The 19,894-nt window shown below is 40.3% G+C and carries 20 protein-coding genes; 7 read left to right on the top strand and 13 right to left on the bottom strand.

Features of this window, described 5'->3' with window-relative positions:
* Positions 1 to 101: 101 nt before the first annotated feature.
* Positions 102 to 815: a porin family protein gene (locus BMY70_RS12230; RefSeq protein WP_090335521.1), complete on the top strand. Its 714-nt coding sequence runs from the start codon at positions 102 to 104 to the stop codon at positions 813 to 815.
* Positions 816 to 923: 108 nt separating this feature from the next.
* Here the strand turns inward: BMY70_RS12230 and BMY70_RS12235 are convergent, their stop codons facing one another.
* Entirely contained in the window at positions 924 to 1,322 is a 399-nt protein-coding gene (locus BMY70_RS12235; RefSeq protein ID WP_229209580.1) for a LytR/AlgR family response regulator transcription factor, read from the bottom strand.
* Positions 1,323 to 1,723: 401 nt separating this feature from the next.
* Between BMY70_RS12235 and pheS the strand changes: the two genes are divergently transcribed.
* On the top strand, positions 1,724 to 2,764 hold the full coding sequence (pheS, locus tag BMY70_RS12240) for a phenylalanine--tRNA ligase subunit alpha (protein ID WP_090335523.1): 1,041 nt from the start codon (positions 1,724 to 1,726) through the stop codon (positions 2,762 to 2,764).
* 86 nt (positions 2,765 to 2,850) lie between these two features.
* Here pheS and BMY70_RS12245 read toward each other — a convergent pair whose 3' ends face one another.
* The gene (locus BMY70_RS12245) at positions 2,851 to 3,582 is read right to left on the bottom strand and encodes an esterase family protein (RefSeq protein WP_090335439.1); all 732 of its coding nucleotides are present in this window, start codon (positions 3,580 to 3,582) and stop codon (positions 2,851 to 2,853) included.
* Positions 3,583 to 3,724: 142 nt separating this feature from the next.
* On the bottom strand, positions 3,725 to 5,155 hold the full coding sequence (locus tag BMY70_RS12250; protein ID WP_090335440.1) for a circularly permuted type 2 ATP-grasp protein: 1,431 nt from the start codon (positions 5,153 to 5,155) through the stop codon (positions 3,725 to 3,727).
* A gap of 355 nt (positions 5,156 to 5,510) precedes the next feature.
* Between BMY70_RS12250 and BMY70_RS12255 the strand changes: the two genes are divergently transcribed.
* The 3 genes from BMY70_RS12255 (at position 5,511) to BMY70_RS12265 (ending at position 10,177) form a co-directional block, all read left to right on the top strand.
* Positions 5,511 to 7,067, top strand: coding sequence for a DUF5723 family protein (locus BMY70_RS12255; protein ID WP_090335441.1), 1,557 nt, complete (start codon positions 5,511 to 5,513; stop codon positions 7,065 to 7,067).
* A gap of 73 nt (positions 7,068 to 7,140) precedes the next feature.
* Positions 7,141 to 7,536: a peptide-methionine (R)-S-oxide reductase MsrB gene (msrB, locus tag BMY70_RS12260; protein ID WP_090335442.1), complete on the top strand. Its 396-nt coding sequence runs from the start codon at positions 7,141 to 7,143 to the stop codon at positions 7,534 to 7,536.
* A 121-nt stretch (positions 7,537 to 7,657) separates the two neighbouring features.
* Positions 7,658 to 10,177: a penicillin-binding protein 1A gene (locus BMY70_RS12265; RefSeq protein ID WP_229209581.1), complete on the top strand. Its 2,520-nt coding sequence runs from the start codon at positions 7,658 to 7,660 to the stop codon at positions 10,175 to 10,177.
* A 177-nt stretch (positions 10,178 to 10,354) separates the two neighbouring features.
* On the opposite strand, the gene BMY70_RS12270 is transcribed toward BMY70_RS12265, so the two are convergent.
* The 10 genes from BMY70_RS12270 to BMY70_RS12325 form a co-directional block, all read right to left on the bottom strand.
* Complete coding sequence (locus tag BMY70_RS12270; protein WP_090335444.1) at positions 10,355 to 10,555, bottom strand: hypothetical protein; 201 nt, start codon at positions 10,553 to 10,555, stop codon at positions 10,355 to 10,357.
* Positions 10,556 to 10,963: 408 nt separating this feature from the next.
* Positions 10,964 to 12,937 carry a peptidase domain-containing ABC transporter gene (locus BMY70_RS12280; protein WP_218148620.1) on the bottom strand — a complete coding sequence of 658 codons (1,974 nt, stop codon included), beginning with the start codon at positions 12,935 to 12,937 and terminating at the stop codon, positions 10,964 to 10,966.
* Positions 12,895 to 13,206, bottom strand: coding sequence for a cysteine peptidase family C39 domain-containing protein (locus BMY70_RS31080; protein WP_218148621.1), 312 nt, complete (start codon positions 13,204 to 13,206; stop codon positions 12,895 to 12,897). Before BMY70_RS31080 ends, BMY70_RS12280 begins: the two co-directional genes overlap by 43 nt.
* Before the next feature lie 41 nt (positions 13,207 to 13,247).
* Positions 13,248 to 13,769, bottom strand: coding sequence for a peroxiredoxin family protein (locus BMY70_RS12285; RefSeq protein ID WP_090335446.1), 522 nt, complete (start codon positions 13,767 to 13,769; stop codon positions 13,248 to 13,250).
* Positions 13,770 to 13,787: 18 nt separating this feature from the next.
* Positions 13,788 to 14,141: a hypothetical protein gene (locus BMY70_RS12290; protein ID WP_090335447.1), complete on the bottom strand. Its 354-nt coding sequence runs from the start codon at positions 14,139 to 14,141 to the stop codon at positions 13,788 to 13,790.
* 288 nt (positions 14,142 to 14,429) lie between these two features.
* A complete protein-coding gene (locus BMY70_RS12295) occupies positions 14,430 to 14,651 on the bottom strand; it encodes a hypothetical protein (protein ID WP_090335448.1) in 222 nt (73 codons plus the stop codon).
* Positions 14,652 to 14,966: 315 nt separating this feature from the next.
* A complete protein-coding gene (locus tag BMY70_RS12305; protein ID WP_090335450.1) occupies positions 14,967 to 15,221 on the bottom strand; it encodes a hypothetical protein in 255 nt (84 codons plus the stop codon).
* Positions 15,222 to 15,231: 10 nt separating this feature from the next.
* Complete coding sequence (locus BMY70_RS30875) at positions 15,232 to 15,393, bottom strand: hypothetical protein (protein WP_177197010.1); 162 nt, start codon at positions 15,391 to 15,393, stop codon at positions 15,232 to 15,234.
* A 579-nt stretch (positions 15,394 to 15,972) separates the two neighbouring features.
* Positions 15,973 to 16,212, bottom strand: a complete 240-nt coding sequence (locus BMY70_RS12320; RefSeq protein WP_177197011.1) for a helix-turn-helix domain-containing protein — start codon at positions 16,210 to 16,212, stop codon at positions 15,973 to 15,975.
* A 192-nt stretch (positions 16,213 to 16,404) separates the two neighbouring features.
* A complete protein-coding gene (locus tag BMY70_RS12325) occupies positions 16,405 to 18,174 on the bottom strand; it encodes an ABC transporter ATP-binding protein (RefSeq protein ID WP_090335454.1) in 1,770 nt (589 codons plus the stop codon).
* A 182-nt stretch (positions 18,175 to 18,356) separates the two neighbouring features.
* Here BMY70_RS12325 and BMY70_RS12330 point away from each other — a divergent pair, with 182 nt between their 5' ends.
* Entirely contained in the window at positions 18,357 to 18,914 is a 558-nt protein-coding gene (locus BMY70_RS12330; protein ID WP_090335455.1) for a DUF4126 domain-containing protein, read from the top strand.
* A 9-nt stretch (positions 18,915 to 18,923) separates the two neighbouring features.
* A complete protein-coding gene (locus tag BMY70_RS12335) occupies positions 18,924 to 19,835 on the top strand; it encodes a helix-turn-helix domain-containing protein (protein WP_090335456.1) in 912 nt (303 codons plus the stop codon).
* The last annotated feature ends 59 nt before the right edge of the window (positions 19,836 to 19,894 follow it).

Raw genomic sequence — 19,894 nt, forward strand, 5'->3', positions numbered from 1 at the left:
TGCAACCGTTTTTCCCGTTAAATCAAAAAATAGTAGGTTTGCGTACCGTTTTTTATATCCTGACGTTATCAATCGGTTTTAGTCATCAACAATTTTTCGGTATGAACGTAATTAAGAGAACAATTTATACAAGCCTTTTATTCCTGACAACCATTATTTCTGCTCAGGCGCAGACCAAAGGTTTCGCTATCGGTTTGAAGGGAGGCGTGAATTTATCACGACTGACAATGGGTAATGTTTTTACAACCCGTTATGACGACAATGGAAATGCGTATTTGAAATACGACGGCTCAGAAGTGAAAGATAACATCAAACAGAGTTTTGACACAAAAACCGGCTGGGTTGGCGGGGTGTATATGCGTTTCGGACGTACCATATTTGTCCAGCCGGAGGTTTTGGTTTCTACCAAAGGCGGGACATTCCAGATAATTCCTGACGGCTCGACAACTGCGCAGAATGTCAGAATTAAATATAGCAATATCGATGTCCCGATCCTGATCGGATTAAAAGGCGGTCCGATCAGAATTCTGGCGGGACCGTTATTTTCTTTCCGTGTAGGCGACAATCAGAAGTTGAGTGATGCTTTCAAACAATACTCTTCAAACCGCGATAATTCATTGTCCAACGCCGTAGTCGGCTATCAGTTTGGTGCTGGCCTTGACCTCGGAAGTTTTAGTCTAGATGTCCGCAAGGAAGGGACATTCACAGATTTGGCTACTTTCAAACTAAATGGTAAGCCAATAGAAGGCAACAGCGCAACTGTCCGCCAAAAAATTACTTCCTGGCAAGTTACGCTCGGACTGAAATTATTTTAGAACCCACAGGCAAACAAAACATGCAGCCGTCGATCTGGCGATGGCTGCTGTCCTTTTGAATAACCCACTAATTTAATACCTAGTAAATTTTTTCCGATAGAGTTTCTTTTAAGCACTGATACGACGGTTGGTGTGATTCAGGATGCCGCTGATTTCTTTGATTTTTCTTCTGGAAACAATCACTTCTTTACCACAAGACATTTTCAGCATACGGTCGTCTTCCATACGTTCAACAACATAGTCCGAATTAACAAGATATGATTTATGAACGCGGATGAAATTGTTCGCAAGAATTTCGGCAAGGGATTTTAATGTTTTGGAAACCAGAAATCTTTTCCCTGCATTTGTATATATAAAAGTGTAGTTCCCCTCTCCTTCCAAGAATGTAATAATGTCAGGAGTAAGAAAAATTGTTCTGCCCATAGATTGAACAGAGATGTTAACTGTTCTGTCGGCAGAGGAATTGTCCGACAATGTTTGATGAGTAAAAGTTCCTAATGTTTTCATGATGCTTGGGGCTGGTTTTTCTGACGTTGTTTCTGATTCAAATTTAAATGGAATATTCCGACAAGTAAAGTACCCACAAATAGGTATTTTTTGCTAAATTTCTGTCAGTCAATATATTAACAAAGCACACCCAATTGAAAAGACGTAACTGAACTTACCAAAACACGTAATTTTACTTAGTGCCCGAATTGGCATTTTCAGGCTCTATTCAAGGATATTTTTGCTTGCCTTCAAAAAATCTCCTCTAACGCCTCATAACTTTATCTATCTTTGCAGCAGATTTCAATGCGGAACCAACCTGCTTGGCAGCCCGTTTAGAATAAATAGAAAATACCGGAATACGGCAGTTGGCAACCAGTGATCTGGACCCGATTACGTTTCTTTTACAACCAATAAAATTTATGATTACTGATCGGGTTAAGGAATTACTCCAAGAAATTGAAATAAGCCAGGTTGAAAATAAAGAACAACTTGAAGCATTTCGTTTACGGTATATAAGCAAGAAGGGCGTTGTTACCGAATTGTTTGAAGGACTTAAAAATATTCCCCAGGAAGATCGCCGTGCCGTTGGACAGGAATTAAATACTTTAAAAAATCTTGCTCAGACCCGTTTTCAGGATTTTACCGCAAACCTGGAAAATGCTGCAGAAAATAACGAAGACGCGCAGCTCGACCTGACGCTGCCGGTTGCTCCGAACCTCCAGGGAAGTATTCACCCGTTAACAATCGTTCGTCGTCGTATTATCGAGATTTTCGAACGTATGGGATTCAATGTTTCCTACGGGCCTGAAATAGAGACGGACTGGTATAACTTCGGCGCATTAAATTTCGCGGATAATCATCCGGCACGTGAAATGCAGGATACATTCTTCATTTCAAAAGGAGAGGGTGCCGTTAAAGATGACGTATTATTAAGAACGCATACTTCCAACGTTCAGATTCGTTTGATGGAAAGACAAAAGCCGCCTATCCGCTCGATTATGCCTGGGCGCGTATTCCGGAACGAAGCCATTTCGGCGCGTGCGCACTGCGTATTTCATCAGGTAGAAGGTTTGTATATTGATCGTAACGTAAGTTTTAAAGACTTAAAAGATACTTTGCTTCATTTCTCCAAGGAAATGTTTGGCAAGGATTCCCAAATTCGTCTCCGCCCATCCTACTTCCCGTTTACGGAACCAAGCGCTGAAATAGATGTTACCTGCTTTATCTGTAAAGGAAAAGGCTGCAACATATGTAAACATACCGGATGGGTAGAAATCGCAGGTTCTGGCATGGTTGATCCTGCTGTTCTTGAAAATGCAGGAATTGATAGTGAAGAATTTACGGGTTTTGCGTTCGGAATGGGAATCGAACGGATTACAATGCTACGCTACGGGATCAGCGATTTAAGATTGTTCACTGAAAACGACGTCCGTTTCTTACGGCAGTTCGAAGGGGCGTGAAAAGTCTTACAGATTTCGTTTAAAATAATTCCGATTTTCGTGTTGCAGATCAGTTTATCTGGCGAGCATGAAAATCGGATTTCTTTTTAAAAACGTGTTTCCAGATAATAAGGCAACATTCTTTTCCAGGTCCACCATTCATGCGGAATATCTTCTCCCCAGATATCAAGCTCATGCGGAACATTTTTAGCAGCCAGAATAGAAGAAATCCGCTGAGAGCATTCCGGATGCTCATACGCTCCCGAACCCGTAACAAAGTGAATATGTCTGCTCTCGCGATATAAAGATAATTGCCACTCAGCTTTTAATTGTGAGAGGTAATGAGTTGGAGAATTGAAGTATACGTTATCATCATAATAACCATTCGTATATTCAGTCAAATCATAACATCCGCTCATACCAATTACGCCATGAATAAAATCCGGATAGCGAAAAAATAAGTTCGCAGCGTGAAATGCCCCGAGTGATGCTCCTGCGGTGATAATTTCATTTTTTTGGCTTGTTGTATCCTTTATAAACGGAACAACTTCCTTAATTACGTAGTCGTTAAAATGTTGATGCCGAACGGCCTTGTCGTATCCGTGCATGTGTGGATTTAGCCAGCTTTCGCCATTGATACTGTTAATACAATATACCTTGACCTTGCCTGAATTTATGTATGGGGCAATACTTTCTATCAATCCATTCTTTTCATATTCCAGGTAATCTGACGCTGCTGTGGGAATTAATAACAAAGCAAATCCGTAATGCCCGTACACGGCAATATCCATTTGTTTATTCAGCGACGGACTATACCAGCCGGTTACTTCACGTTGCATTTCGTTTCCATTTAAGTTAATAAAGTTTTAGAAACAGATCTTGTTAGGTGTCCAACATTAAAAAATTAATGCCAGTGCCCGGAAAACAGACACTGGCATTAATTTCTCCAAAATTCTTCTCTAAAAACTTTTTATTCTCGACTTAGTACAATACCCAGGTATCCTTACCACCGCCTCCTTGTGAAGAATTGACAACAAGTGAACCTTTTCTTAATGCTACACGGGTAAGCCCACCCGGTATCACATTGATTTCATCCCCATATAAAATATACGGGCGAAGGTCAACGTGGCGCCCCTCTGCATGCCCATCGACCATACAGGGAACCCGTGAAAGAGAAATTGTTGGCTGGGCAACGTAGTTACGCGGATTATCCCGTATTTTTTGTCTGAAAATTTCGTGTTCTTCCTCGGTAGCTTTCGGACCGATCATCATACCATAACCACCCGCCTCGTTCGCTTCTTTCACAACGAGATCCTGAATATTGGCAAGCACGTATTCGAAATCATCAGGTTCCCGGCAGATATATGTTTTTACATTCGGTATAATTGCCTCTTCCTTCAAATAATATTCGATGATGCGGGGTACATAGGCATAAACAACCTTATCATCGGCAACGCCGGTTCCGGGCGCATTGGCCAGGGCCACCCGACCCTTCTTGTAAACCTCAAATATTCCCGGAATACCGATTAATGAATCCAGATTAAAGGCTTCCGGATCCAGGAATGTATCGTCAATACGACGATAGATAACATCAACAATCTGAAGTCCGCTTGTCGTGCGCATCTTCACATAACCATCAGAAACTACAAGATCGCGGGCATCTACCAGCTCCACACCCATTTGCTGAGCCAGATAAGAGTGCTCAAAATAAGCAGAGTTATAAATTCCCGGCGTCAGAACTGCCACGGTTGGGTTTGGCCGGTCCGCTAAGTGCTGCAGCATTTGCAAAAGCCTGGTCGGATAATCCGAAACAGGACGGACTCCGGTACGCGCGAGCACATCCGGGAAAATTTGTTTTGACAGCTCCCTGTTTTCTATCATATAAGAAACACCTGACGGACACCGCAGATTGTCTTCCAGAACCATAAAGGTTCCGTCATCCCCTTTGATCAAATCTGTACCTGTTATATGGCACCAGATTCCCTTCGGAGGATTCAAACCAATGCACGGTTTCAGAAAACATTTACTGGATTCTATAAGATCTCTCGGGACAACGCCGTCGTTCAATATATTCTGTTCATTATAAACATCGTGTATAAACATATTCAGCGCCTTGATACGCTGCTTCAAACCTTTTTCCAACCATTCCCATTCTGCATTTGGCAGCACACGCGGGATAATATCGATTGGCATAATCCGCTCTGTGCCTTCACCTTCCGAATATACATTGAACGTTATACCCATTGAAAGCAACGCCCGCTCCGTAGCTAACTGCCTGTTTGTGAGGTCTTCGTTAGTTAAATTTTCAAATTTATTTTTTAAATGTTCATACCCCGGACGGATTTGTCCATCGGGAGTAAACATCTCATCGAAGAAATCCTCGCATTGATAATCAGAGAATGAAAAATTCATACAATACAAAATTTGAATAAGTATACTTCTACTATTAACAGAACAATATATGGCCTATCTTTCAATTTGCAAAACATTTATATAATACCTGAAATCAAAATCTGATAATGCCATTTGTAAAATACAGCTTTTAAGTTAGCAATAGTTTAGTTCTTAAATGCTTACAAAAAAGAATAATACAATTTTCCGTAAAATAAGATTTAAACGATAATCGAGATATCCTCAAATAAATACGGCAGAATATTAGCCAATCGTTATTATTACATAGATAGATAAACAAACATTGCATGTCAGTCCACTTCATGTTTTATTTGTAGAGGGAATAATGAAACATAAGGTTTACCGTTTTAACCACATGCCTAAAAACTTGTTGCTTATTGGAGGAATATTACTGGGAATCACGAATAGCGCTATATCACAACACCTTCAAGGCATTGCGATGGGCAACTATTCCGGTACACAGGCTTTATATCATAATCCCGCCTTTGTTTCAGACTCGCGTTACAGCGTTTATGTAAACTTGGTCGGATCTCAGCTTTACACAGCGAACAGCGGAGTCCGCTACAATGCACCTTATTCTTTTCTTAGTTTAATAACAAATCAGGTATCGAACGAATACCGAAGCGAAAAGGGAGCAGTTTTGTTTCCAAGAGCCTATCTTAAAGAACGGTTGAACGGACGTGATAAATGGTTAAATGCCGGCGGAGATACCCGGCTTCCATCCATTATGTTTGGGCTGTTCAAAAATAAAATTGGTGTAGGGCTTTCCACGAGAGTACGATATTATGTAAATGGTTCGGGAATTACAGAACCGCTTGCCCGCCTGTTGAGCAAAACAACCAGAGAAACTGATTTGCAGGGGCAAACTTTTACCGATCAGTCCGGAAAACTGAATGTAAATGCACTGGCAGAAGTCGCTATGACCATCGGCGGTGTTGTAATTGACAACGAATCCGATTTTTTGAAAGTTGGCGTTACCATAAAAAGACTTGTCGGGTTATACAATGCAAATGCTGAGGTAAGAAACTCATCTTATTCGATACAACCGGATCCTGCCTGGGCAAACAGGCGTTATCTGATCGATGCCGGAAACATTGACGTTAAATACGGAATCACAAAAGACGAAGCTTTTCAAGATTTCAGACCAAGTGTTTCCTGGCTTTTGGGTAATAGCCCAGCGGGTAGCGGCTGGGGTTTGGATCTTGGTGCTGTTTACGAATACCGGCCCGACATTAACAAATATTCATATACCGAAAAAGGGATACGAATGCACGATGCGAGCAAGAACAAATATTTATATCGCATTGCGGTATCGCTGACTGACCTGGGAAGGGTTCATTTTAAAAACCCGACCTATCTTCTGCAACAGGAAGTAAAAACTACCGGTGGTATTTTACGATATGATGATTTTCAAAATTTGCAAGGGTCAGAAGGAGCATTTATAGCAATAAACAGGGCCTTGGGTGCTTCAGGCTCGCAAACAGCAGATTTTCACTCTATACTTCCAATGGCTTTTCAGGCAAGCGTCGACTATAATATCCAGCCCAAGATTTATGTCAATGCTTTGTGGGTCCAAAACCTGATTCCGCAAAGTGCGTTTGGTATGAGAGCAGAATCGATGTTGTCTGTAACGCCACGGTATGAACACAAATGGTATGAAATTTCGGTGCCTGTTTCCATTATGAACAGGTATAGTTCACCGGCCATCGGGCTCGCTATGCGGGCAGGTCCCCTTTGGTTTGGTACCGACCATCTTACCGGCTTACTGAATATTGGAAACCCAAAATCCTTTAATTTGTACTTTGGATTATCTGCCGGGCTATTCCGTCGCCCGCCGGAAATGGCGAATAAGTGCTGGCCCGCGGAAAAATCGTGGCTGAGGCGAATTTTCAGCAGACGCGATTCGTTCTAATAATGACAGCGGTTAGGATAAGTACAGTTATTTTATTTAAATTAACCGGTACTTCAACTTCAAATAGAAAACAATGAGAGAGATAGTGAAATCAGAAGAAGAATGGCAAAAAGAATTGACTGGAATGCAGTGTTTCGTTTTGCGTGAAAAAGGAACAGAAAGGCCGTTTACCAGCCCATTGAACGACAATAAAGAGGAGGGAATATATGTTTGCGCAGCTTGTGATACTCCTTTGTTCAGCTCAGAAACAAAATATGAGTCAGGATCAGGCTGGCCAAGTTTCTTTACTCCAATTGGAGAACAAAGTGTAGAAGAGATTGTTGATAACAGTCACGGCATGATACGCACAGAGGTTATTTGCCGGACCTGCGGAGGTCATCTGGGACATGTTTTCAATGATGGACCTAAGCCAACCGGATTGCGATACTGCATGAATGGCGTGGCACTAAAATTTGTTAAAGCGGCATAGTATGAGCCGCAGATAAAGCCGGACATACCGAGATATGTCCGGCTTTTCTTATCTTTGACACCCTTATGAACCTTAACGTTTGATGGAAGTTATCAAAACCTTCTACAATAAAATCAAGGCCATGTTTCAATTCATTGGAACACAGCTTAAAACAATAATCAAAAGCATCATCTACAGACTTTCCGCCTTCTTTGTTGGGAAAGTAAAAACGGATCGGTACTTCGATTCTATCCGCCAGAAACGCGCTGCTTACCGCGCCTGGTGGGATAAAAGAATGGACAAAAACTCAGCTTTTTACAAGCCGGTTATATTCATCTGGAAATTATTTTTATATGGTTTCTTAGGATTCTTTTTCTACATTTTTTGTGTAGAGACAAATTTCCTGTGGTTAATGGGAAGTATGCCAAGCGTTGAGGATCTTCAAAACCCGAAAGTGTCTCAATCTTCTGAGATCTACACATCCGACGGGTTGATGATTGGTAAATTTTATACTGAAAACAGGACTCCCGTTCCTTATGAAAAAATTTCGCCTAATCTTGTCAAAGCACTTATCGCTACTGAAGACGTTCGGTTTTATGAACACTCGGGTATCGACTATCGCGCGATGGCCGGTGTGGCACTTGGTATTGCAAGTGGAGAAACAGATCGTGGAGGTGGCAGTACGGTTACGCAACAGCTTGCCAAAAAGCTATTCAAAACCAGAAAAAGAGACGCGCGCGGACTTTTAGGATACATCCCTGGTCTTAGTACTTTAATCTATAAAACCAAAGAATGGCTGACGGCCATTAAACTGGAAAGAAATTTTACGAAGCAGGAAATTCTTACCATGTATTTTAACACTGTCGATTACGGGAATAATACATACGGTATTAACACAGCAGCCAAATCTTATTTCAGCAAAACACCGGACAGTCTGAACGTTCAGGAAGCGGCGGTTTTAGTTGGTCTGCAAAAAGCCACGACAACTTATAACCCTGTGCGAAATATTAAACGTTCAACCGAACGTCGAAATGTTGTGATCAGCCAGATGGCAAAATATGGCTACATCACGGCCAAACAAGCGGATTCCATAAGCGCGTTACCAATTGAATTGAAGACAAAATTCGAAACTCCTTACGACGGAAATGCAAATTATTTTAAAAATGCCGTTGTTGATTATGTAAAAAAATGGGGTGATGAAAACGGATATGATCTTTATACAGATGGTTTAAAAATCTACACAACCATCGATTCACGTATGCAGGAAAAAGCTGAGGAGGCAATGTCCCAGCGAATGAAACAATTGCAGCGAGTGTTCGAGGATCACTGGGGAAAACAAAATCCGTGGGTTGACGAGACAGGTAAAGAGATACCAAATTTCCTTGAAACGGTCGTTAAAAGAACCAGCCGTTACCGATCCTTAGCTGCGAAATTTCCTAATAATCCTGATAGCGTGTCTTACTATTTGGCAAAAAAAGACACTATGACTGTATACGATTGGAAAACGAGCGGTCAGATAAAAAAATATTGGAGTTCGATGGATTCGCTTGACTATTACAAACGCATTCTACGTGCAGGGATGATGGCTATGGATCCACATAACGGGCAAATCAAGGCATGGGTTGGTGGACTGGATTATAATTTCTTCAAATACGATCACGTAAAACAGGGCCGTCGCCAGCCGGGGTCAACATTTAAACCGTTTGTTTATACAACTGCAATTGATGATTCAACCTTCAATATGACGCCGTGCGATCAGATCGAGGATAAACCGTTCCAGAAAACGTACATGGAAGACGGTGTGGAAAAAGAATGGAAACCTAGAAATGCCACCGGTTATTTCACCTATTCCAACATGACGCTTCGCCGGGCACTGGCACAATCGGTCAATTCGGTTACTGCTCAATTGACCGACGATGTTGGAGCTGCCGATGTTGTTCGTTATGCTAAAAAAATGGGAATCACGACGCCCCTAAAACCTGTTCCTTCCATCGGCCTTGGCCCGTTTGACGTTTCTCTTTATGATATGGTTGCGGCTTACAGCGTATTTGTTAATAATGGAAACTATACCCAGCCTATTCTGGTAACAAAAATAGAAGACCGTAATGGTAAGATTATTGAGGAATTTGTCTCGGAATCCCGTCGTGCGATCAGCGAAGAATCGGCATTTTTGATGGTGCATATGCTCAAAGGCGGTGTTGAAGAACCGGGAGGAACGTCTGGGTCTATCAAATGGAGATATGATGTTGCAAAAAATAATAACGAGATAGGCGGAAAAACCGGAACAACCTCAAACAACTCGGATGGCTGGTTTATGTGCATTACACGTGATCTGGTTATCGGCGCGTGGGTGGGAGGCGACGATCGTAGTATTCACTTCAGGACAACGAATTTGGGAGAAGGTGCGAAGACAGCCTTGCCGATTGTGGGAAGTTTTCTTGAAAAAGTCTATAGGGACAAATCCATTGGTATTGAACCCGGCCCCTTTCCGAAACCCAGTTTTAAGATCAGTAAGGAATATAATTGTCCGACTTACTATGAGCCAAGCCGAAGTGATTCGCTGGATGTAGAAGGCGACAGTTCAGGCACGAGGAATGCGGATGACGATTTTCTGATCGGCCCTCCTCCGATTCCTTTGGATACGGGTGGAAGGAGAAATTAAGTTACGGTTGAGGCGATTAGCGTTATTCTAATCGCCTCGATTGTTTAAAGGATATGAGGAACTTAATCTGTGGTATCGCAATCCTGAAAGGATGACAGTATTATATAAAACGTTATAAACCGGTTTGACTAAACCCTGAAAGGGTGGCACAATTTAGTGTACCATCTCAACATTATATCATTTACCAACCTTACGTTGAGGATTTCTGTTAAGCAAAAAAATAGTTATTAAACCACCTAAAAACCCGAGAGCAATTTCTTCCAAATGAGAGCCGTGAAAAGCAGCAATATTATCAGATACCAACTTGCTTTCTAATAACAAATAGACACCAAAAATCACTAAAATTATGGATAGCAGTTTACCGGTTATAGTTCTCATTTTTAGTGTGTAAAAAGTTAAGATAAATAACGATCCCAAGCAATTCACAACGTTGAAGAATTATAACAATATCAACTAATAATCAGATACTTAAAAACTTTATTCCAACTTTGAATAAAATAAATCTGAGTACTTTATATCTTAAAATAGCAAATAATTGGCCATACCTTATTCCATCTTTTTTGACTCATTCCATCTTCTGTTTTGTAAAAGAGCTGTAAAGGCGAAAAATAAACTAATTATTAGCAATACCAGGATATCCTGCTTGGTAAGACGTTCATTTAAATAGAGCTGTTTATATACAAAGTATAACGATACAACTGAAAACAACAGAGAAATTATTTTGATAGTGGATTTCAGGTTCATCACATCAGTTAGTATCAAGTGGAATAACGGTATCTTTAATTGTTAAATTGCCATGTAATTTCTATCATCCACCTCATGCAGAAGGTTCTTCCAAAATCTGCTGTAAATATTATCTTTTTCCAGAAGATCCTGGTGTGAGCCAAAGGATGTCAGATGGCCTTCGTCTAAAATATAAACACGATCGCAAAAATCAGCTAATGTGTGTAAACGATGTGATACATAAATCACACCCATTTCTGGTCTAAGTTTTCGGATTAAATGCATAAATTTTTCTTCGCTTTTTGAATCCATTGCCGATGTAACTTCATCCAGTAAAAGTAACTCCGGCTTTTGAAACAAGGCCCTCATAATTCCAACCCACTGCTTTTGGCCTCCTGATAAATTCAGGCCCTCCTCCCCTACCAAAGTGGCAAGCCCTTGTGGCAATGTTTCCAAAAAAACCATACAGACTTCTTGTTTGAAAAATGCTTCCAGAGACGCCACATTATCTGGTTTCAGTCCGAGAAGTATATTGTCTAAAACGGTTCCGTTGAAAATATGTACATCCTGCGGTACGCAAGCAACCTTTTTTCGCCAACTTGACAGAGATATGGATTCGATATCAATACCATCATTAAGTAAAATCTGACCAGACTCAGGTTTATAAAATTGCTCAATCAATTGTAAAAGTGTACTTTTTCCGCATCCACTTTCGCCAATCACTCCGAGTATTTCTCCTTTTTTCAATTCCAGTGAAAATTCATTTAAAATAGCCCTTCTTCCTGGAAATCTGAATGTGATATTTTTAACCTGTAAACTTTGAAAGGAAAAAAAATCAGTTTTTTCGCCGTTGGATATGTTTTCAGATGGTAAACCTGTAAATTCATACATCCGCTCGAAAGCAATTTTGGCCTCATTTAACGGAATAGCCAGGAGTGCCAGTCCCGCTACCGAAGGCAACAGGGAGGAGCTCATACCAACAATTGCCATCAATTCTCCCGTTTTAAGCTGGCCATTCAAAACCATATAACACGACGCGGCAAGGATCCCGATAAGAATTATCACACCGGATATGGAAGCATAAAGATTTAAACGAAGCTGAATAATTCCCAAACCCCAGATCCCATCCTGATAGGTACCATAAACTGACCTGTTCAATTCTCCAAAAACCGTTTGACGATTAAATGCCTTAATTGGCCTTATTCCGGAAATATTGCTGATGAAATTACTTTCGCTCAATGCATACCGCTGCATCACTTCTCTTTGATTAGCGCTGATTGGCCTGTGAAATCTATAAATTAAAAGGAAATAAGCAGGCAAACAGACGATTAATACCAAACTTATCTGCCACGAGTAAAAAAACAGAAAACCTATGGAAACCGTAACTACTAAAACATCAATCAATACCTGACCTGCCAGTTCACTAACCACACGCTGAATTCGGGAGGTGTCATTCATCCGTGCGACTATATCACCTGTTTTTCGCTTATCAAAAAAGGCCTTTGGCAAATTAAGCAGGTTATCATAAAACGTAGAAATGATGCGGTTACTAAAATCCTTTGACTGACGTAATAGTATATAGGTGCGCAGCATTTCCAGTCCAATCCTCACGAAAAGCAAAAATGCAACCAGGGATATGCCGGTAAACAATTTAGTCATATTTTTAGATGGCAGGATATCGTCGATTAGCTTCTGGGAAAAAACTGCCATCACCATGCCCAGAACTGCCATCAACAATCCCAAACCGGAAGCCGTCATTAACAAACTGATGTCTTCCCGGATAAGATTTATAAACCATGCCCGCTTTTTCCCGGATTGATCATCTGATTTGATAAAATGATCATTAGGTTTTAATGTAAGACATTTTCCCGATTGCCAGATTTCCAACAGTTCCTGATCCGTTAATTCCACTATTCCCCTCGCTGGATTACCGATAATATGTTTTCGAAAACCGCCCTGGATCACTGAATGCTCAGTTTTTGAATCTGCATTCATTACACCATACCAAAGTACATAATGTTCCAGATCACCTTCCATAATAACATGCAGAATGGTTGTTCGCTATGTTCAACAAGTGCCGGGAGATCTGCTTCACAGCCTTCCGCATCAAAACCAACCTGATGGGCTGCTTCATAGAGCCCAAGTAAGGTTGTGCCCTGTATACTTGTACCACTCAGTTCACGCAGCCTTTCGAGTGAAATATCACCTCCGCAACAACGTAAAACAGAACGCAGACAAGCAACTCCGCAATCGGAAGAATCCTGTTGGCGGACAAAAGTTTTCCTGATAGCCTGTTGATGAAGCATAGCAAAAAGTGGTTAAATCAATTCAATAAATATCGGAATGCCTAGAAGGAGGCCGATTTAAGATCTTTCAAAACTGTCTCCATTTTCACAACGCCTTTATAGCTCTTAATTAAAGTCCCGTCGGAACTATATAACAAAGAAGACGGAGAAGAAGTAACACCAAAAGTGTGATAACCTGCATCATGTTTGTCGTTTAAAAGTTTGACATGGGATACGCCATTTAACTTATATTTTTTCGAAAAAGCAGACAACGAATCGACAGGCTCAGGCGATACCATCCAGATATGTAAGACATTTGCATTTATGGTTTTACCAATATTTTCAGCTTGCATCTGGCAATATTCGCAATCGGAATGAAAGAAAATAAGCCAGAGCAGCGAACCCGTGATATCATTGCGCGTTATGTCTTCCCCTTTCAATGAATTAAATGAAAAAGCAGGCAAAGACTCTATCCTTTTCTTTACATCCGACTTCTCCTCTTTCTTTTTGTAAATTCCGTAACTCAGAAAACCTAAAAAGGAAATGACGGCAACAATACCAAGTGTCCGTAGTAAAATTTTCATTTTGCTTATCCTCAAAAATTAAGTGTATGTCAAAGTCAGGAACATTACAAACGCTACCCAGATCACAAGGCCGGTACCATAGCTGGCCATCACGACCGTCATAGATCTGTTCATATCCAGCTCTGGTAATTCTTTTGTAAGTAAATAAGCCAGAACAACCCAGTAGATGATTTCAAATATGTTAAGGACTTGTAGGGGGTATATTAGCCATGGTTCAAGTGTGTTTGCTTGGAAAATATTTAAAGCGGATAACGGATAAAAATATTGAAATTCTTGTAATGTGTAGCTAGTCTGCACAAACAAAAACCATACAAGTTTAATAAACGGAGGGGCAAGAAAAATAAATTCCGCCTTCACAGTTACATTAAACATTCTATCGAATTCAAATCTATTGGACGAAAAAAATCCCTAAACTTAAACAAAAAGCCACCAACGAGATTTTCAACAAAGACATAATTAAGATTAACGGAACAGGTACCCATTCCAACTTTTTCCCTTCATTAATTAGCTCATTTATTTCGTCATAATTAAACCTTTCAGACAAGCCATTAAAATAAAGCGCATCAGAAATAAGCAACTTCTAGTTAACGAAAAATAAGGATATCGATATCACCAATAATGTCAATAAATATTTACTTTTTTCAGATGCCACTCTCATAATTACTTTTTTAGCAGATTCTTTTTTAACTCATCCAATTCCTTCCTAAGATTTTTAATTTCCTTTTTAAAACGAAAACAATAATCTGCTAACCAAACAATTGTAAGAAATATACCGGTCGTTACAAATGCCAGACCATCTTCCACATTTACATATACTCTCAGATAGCAGCCAACGATCAAAAAAAATAGTCCAACAATAAACATTACAACTTGACGATCCATTAAACAAAACTGTTTAGGTAAATTGTGAACTTTAAATGATGCATCCTTGAAGCCAGTAAACTAGTTGTCGTCCATCTTTTTACTGTAGTGTTTTAAATAAATCATAAAAAGAGATATCAGCAAAATAGCAGCTGTTGCGAGATAAAATAAATACATTTTTTCCCCTGGCTCCTTAGGCATACGATACTCTTGATAACTCATCCAGAACATCAATATGCAGATAGAAACAATGCCAATATTGTTTTTCAAAAATTTCATTTAAAGAATCGTTTAACATTTGCCTCTTACAAATAAATAATTGTAAGAGGCAAATAATTAGATGTATGAAGTTATAGTGCCACCTGGTCTTACAGTTGGTTGAACTAAAATTGGAGATTCGCAGTATAATCCAGCAGCCCCGCCAGCAATTGCCAAGACTAATCCAGCAGTTCCACCAGTGGCAACAGTTATTATACCAAAATAAGTTAATCCCGCAACTCCTATTCCTACACCACCTAAGAAACCGCCTATCTTTCCACAAACACCTCCACCGTGTATATGCTCTTGCTGTTCTTTTGTCAATATTTTCATATCTCTTTTTTTAAAATTGTTTTTGAATTATTCCACCAGGTGTAATCCCGGGTTGTACCAAAGTGTTAGGACAGGCACCAGCCCACGCCAGAAACAGTCCTCCGCCACCTACAACGATTCCTATTGGCGCTGCAATCATTGAAGTACTAAGTGCAGCCCCTAAACCTATCATTCCATAGACATTATATTCACATCTGTTACCACCTCGGATGTTTTGTATCTCAGAAAATTCAATTTTTAACAATTTGACTTCCATTTAAAGTAAAACACTACCCAAATCACTTCCCACGCGGTTTGGGTTTCCGCCTGTGCTACGTAACATCTGTCATGACGAAAAAAATATATTACAAATTTTTCTTGAATAACAAAAGAAATTTCACCTCAATTTTTGAGGTGAAATTGGCTTCTCGGACCTGAATTTACAGAAATCAAAAGGCAAAAAAAATACCTGCGCGAGCCATCCAGGAAACATCCCGGGTATCATAAATGGCTTTCCCATTTGCATAATTGTACCTTTGCAAGCACCGCCTGTTATTTCAGTCATTAGGTCTTTTGGAAACTTTCTCATGGATAAAATAAAAAGAATTAAAATTTGATTGATTAAGAAAACTCGATAGGTCATATCCGCTATCAGAACGAGTATTTCACAACTCGGCTACCACCTCCCGAAATATTTTCCATTTCTTTAAACGGCAGGTTCCTGATCTTTAAAATTTCAGCTGCCCGCCGCGGAAAAAGGAAAATCCCTAATTCAAGAAGCAAAGCCTTGTTCTCTGATGCAAAATGACCCAGTGCACCATATCCATACACCCAGTTTTTTTGTAATACGATTTTTGTAATTGTCAATACTTTTGGGAAGCACATCCAATTTGATAGAAATCTCTTTTGAAGTCATTCCCATGGCTACGAGCACGAGTACTTCGCGCTCTTTCCTTGAAAGAAAATGAACAGTCGGATAAACCGACAGGGATCGCGGTAATTCTTTTTCCATTGTTGATGTAAAGTTTAGATATAAAATCATCTCTAATACTTCACAACGTTGATAAGTAGAAGCAATTTTACACTCAAAATTCGGTCTTCCAAATTTTATTCCAGCTTCGATTAAAATAGTTTAGCAACAAAAAACCAACTTATTCTACATCAAGAACAAGTTGGTTTCAATTACTATTTTTAAAGAGATTACCTAGCCTATCTTCAAAACCTCCTTATACTGCATCCGATAAAGATTCGCATAAAAACCCTCTTTTTCAAGCAATTGCTCATGCGTTCCTTCTTCCTTGATTTCACCTTTATCAACAACGATAATTTTATTTGCTTCCTGAATTGTAGATAGACGGTGCGCAATAACAACTGCCGTTCTGCCTTTCATTAAGGTTTCAATAGCTTTCTGGATAAGCTCTTCCGTTTCGCTATCGACAGAAGATGTCGCTTCGTCCAGCACTATAATCTTTGGATCATGAACCATGGCGCGTACGAACGAGATTAATTGGCGCTGGCCAACCGACAAGGTTGCACCTCGCTCCATCACGTTATAGGTATATCCACCTGGTAACCTTTCAATAAAGTCATGAACACCAACCAGCTTGGCGGCCTCGACGATTTTTTCATGCGTAATAGTATCGTCGCCCAAGCGAATATTATTTTCAATTGTATCTGAAAAAAGAAAAACATCCTGCAAAACAACACCGATATTTCTTCTCAAAGCCGTCAATTCGAATTCATGTACTTCCCGGCCATCGATGAAAATTTGTCCTTTGTTAATATCGTAAAACCGGCTCAGCAAATTGATAATGGAAGATTTTCCAGCACCAGTCGCTCCCACAAAAGCAATCTTTTCGCCTTCATTCACTTTGAAGTTAATATTTTTCAGAACATAATCTTCATCATTATAAGCAAACCAAACGTCTTTGAATTCAACTTCACCACGAAGTTTTTCCGGAACATGCGTCCCGTCATTCGCAGTATATTCATCGCTGTCTAAAAGTGTAAGAATCCTGTCGGTGCTCACGATTCCCATTTGAAGCGTATTAAATCGATCTGCCAGCTGACGGATTGGTCTGAAAAATAAGTTGATAAACATAACAAAAGCCGTCACCGTTCCGAACGTGACTTCTGCATTCAGAATTTGTTTCGAACCATACCAAACGACGAGTCCTGTGCCCGCCGCCGATATCACGTCAGCAACCGGAAAGTAAATCGAATAGTACAGAATCGAACGGATGTTGGCGTCTCGGTGCACCTTATTGATTTCTTCAAATTTCTTATACTCAATATCTTCACTACTGAAAATCTGCACGATGCTCATGCCCGTAATATGCTCCTGAACAAATGAGTTCAAATTGGAAACCGCTGCGCGCACTTCATTAAAAGCATCTTTAATTTTTTCCTTGAACACATAAGTACAAAACAGCATCAACGGAATCATCGAAAGACTGATGATCGACAATTTCCAATCGGTATAAAACATTACTCCGATGATCAGAACCAGCTGCAAAATGTCGCCCGCAATTGCCGCCATACCATCGCTGAATACGTTGGAAAGCGTTTCTACATCAGAAATTGTTCTGGTAACCAAACGGCCAATTGGCGTGTTATCGAAAAATTTAAGTCTTAAGCCAATAATCTTTTCATACAACTGAACACGGATATCACGGATAATATATTGACCAAGCCAGCCGGCCATATAAGTATTCCAGAACTGCACGAAACCCTGAACGATCAAAACCACAACCATTACGGCCAACATTAACGCAAGCTGATTATAATTTCCTTCCGCAATGGGTTTGTCAATCGTATATTTAATCAATAACGGCGTTAACGGAGCCAACACCGCGTTGATCATAATGATCGCGATGAGCAAATAAAACTTACCCTGGTATGGCCGAACGAACGTGTATAAACGTTTAAGTGTGGGGAGATCAAATATCTGACCGCTTTTTGTTTCCTGATTCACAGACTGGTGGTTGTTTTCTAATTTTCAGCCATTGGTTGTTAAAATTCCACAGGCTTTTTCATATCACAAATAATCAACAACGAAAAAGTTAAATTCGTCACCAAAGAAACGAAGAATTCAAATTTTTGTCTAACTTTCTTATCTGCCGCACATTCAGCTCACACTGCTAAACGCTTAAAATCATGGAAATATTTCTTAGTATATGTCTCGGATTGGGTTTAAGTGCCAGCAGTGGTTTTCGGGTTTTCCTGCCTATGCTGGTTGCCAATATTGCAGCCATGAGCGGCTGGGTTACGCCGGGCGAAAGTTTTGCGTGGCTCTCCACCTGGCCGGCCTTTTTTCTTTTACTGACCGCGTCACTTGCTGAAATTGGCGGTTACTATATCCCATTTATTGATAATCTGCTCGATACCATCGCAACACCCGCAGCCGTCATTGCCGGTACATTATTATCTACATCTTTTATTCAGATCGACAATCCGGTCCTACACTGGGGTTTGGGACTTATTGTGGGTGGCGGAACTGCCGGACTTGTCCAGGTAGGTACGGGTCTTCTGCGTTTACTGTCGTCCAAAACAACAGCAGGATTAGGAAATCCGGTCGTGTCTACTGCTGAGAATATTGCTTCGTTCAGTTTTTCCGGTCTGGCCATTTTCTTACCATTGATTGCAATGGCTTTGGTAGTTCTGCTCATTTTGTGGCTTTTCAAAAGAATAGCAAGTTTAAGAAAATCAAAATAGCGTACTTTCATGTCTGATGCCATACCCGTTCATTCGCTTCCCAAGTCGCAAAGCCAGGTTCCGGCACTTAAAATTTATCGGTTTAAAAACAGCGGAATTGCATCTCAAATGCCCGATGCGTTACCTATAACCCCACTTCCTACGGATACCCCCCACCGCCATACCTACTACGAGATTTTATTTATTGAAGAAGGGCAAGGATTTCATGAAATCGATTTCCACTCCTATACCATGCAGGGAACCGGAATGCATTTCATTACACCAGGCCAAGTTCATCTGCTCACGTTTGCTGCTCCCTGCCAGGGTTTTATAGTCGCTTTTTCCGAAGATTTTTATACTTTTTATAATCCCGGCTGTCCGTCATTGTCTCACTTTCCATTTTTCCAGATTAATAAACGTCAACCGGTTTTACGGTTATCTCAATCCGAACGCCACTATTTTCACAATATCCTCGAAAATATGGTGGAAGATCATTTGAGCAGCGAACCGGATCAAAATATGCTTGGACAATATTTGGGTTTACTATTGCAGAAATGTGCCATTATTAATCGTAAAGTTTCGTATTCACACTCAAAATCCGCAGCCTCCATACCGGAAATAGTAGGTCGTTTTCAAGAATTGGTAGAAAAAAATTTCAGGGAAATACATGAAGTTCAGCAGTATGCGACCATCCTGAATGTGTCTCCCGACTATTTAAGTAAAATTATAAAAAGATTCCTGGGTGTTCAAACGCAGGAATACATTCTGGACAAATTGCTTTTAGAAGCAAAAAGACTTCTTGTGTTCACCAATCTCAGCAGTAAGGAAATTGCCTACCATATCCACATGGATGACCCCTCCTACTTTGGAAGAATTTTTAAACGTAAGTCAGGATTGACACCGAATGAGTACCGAGAGCATGTTCGGAAAAGTACCATTTAATAACAAAAATGTACCTTGCCGTCTCCTTTTTGAAAATATATCTTTGTATTATCCTAAAA

Source organism: Dyadobacter koreensis, from assembly GCF_900108855.1.
Lineage (GTDB): Bacteria > Bacteroidota > Bacteroidia > Cytophagales > Spirosomataceae > Dyadobacter > Dyadobacter koreensis.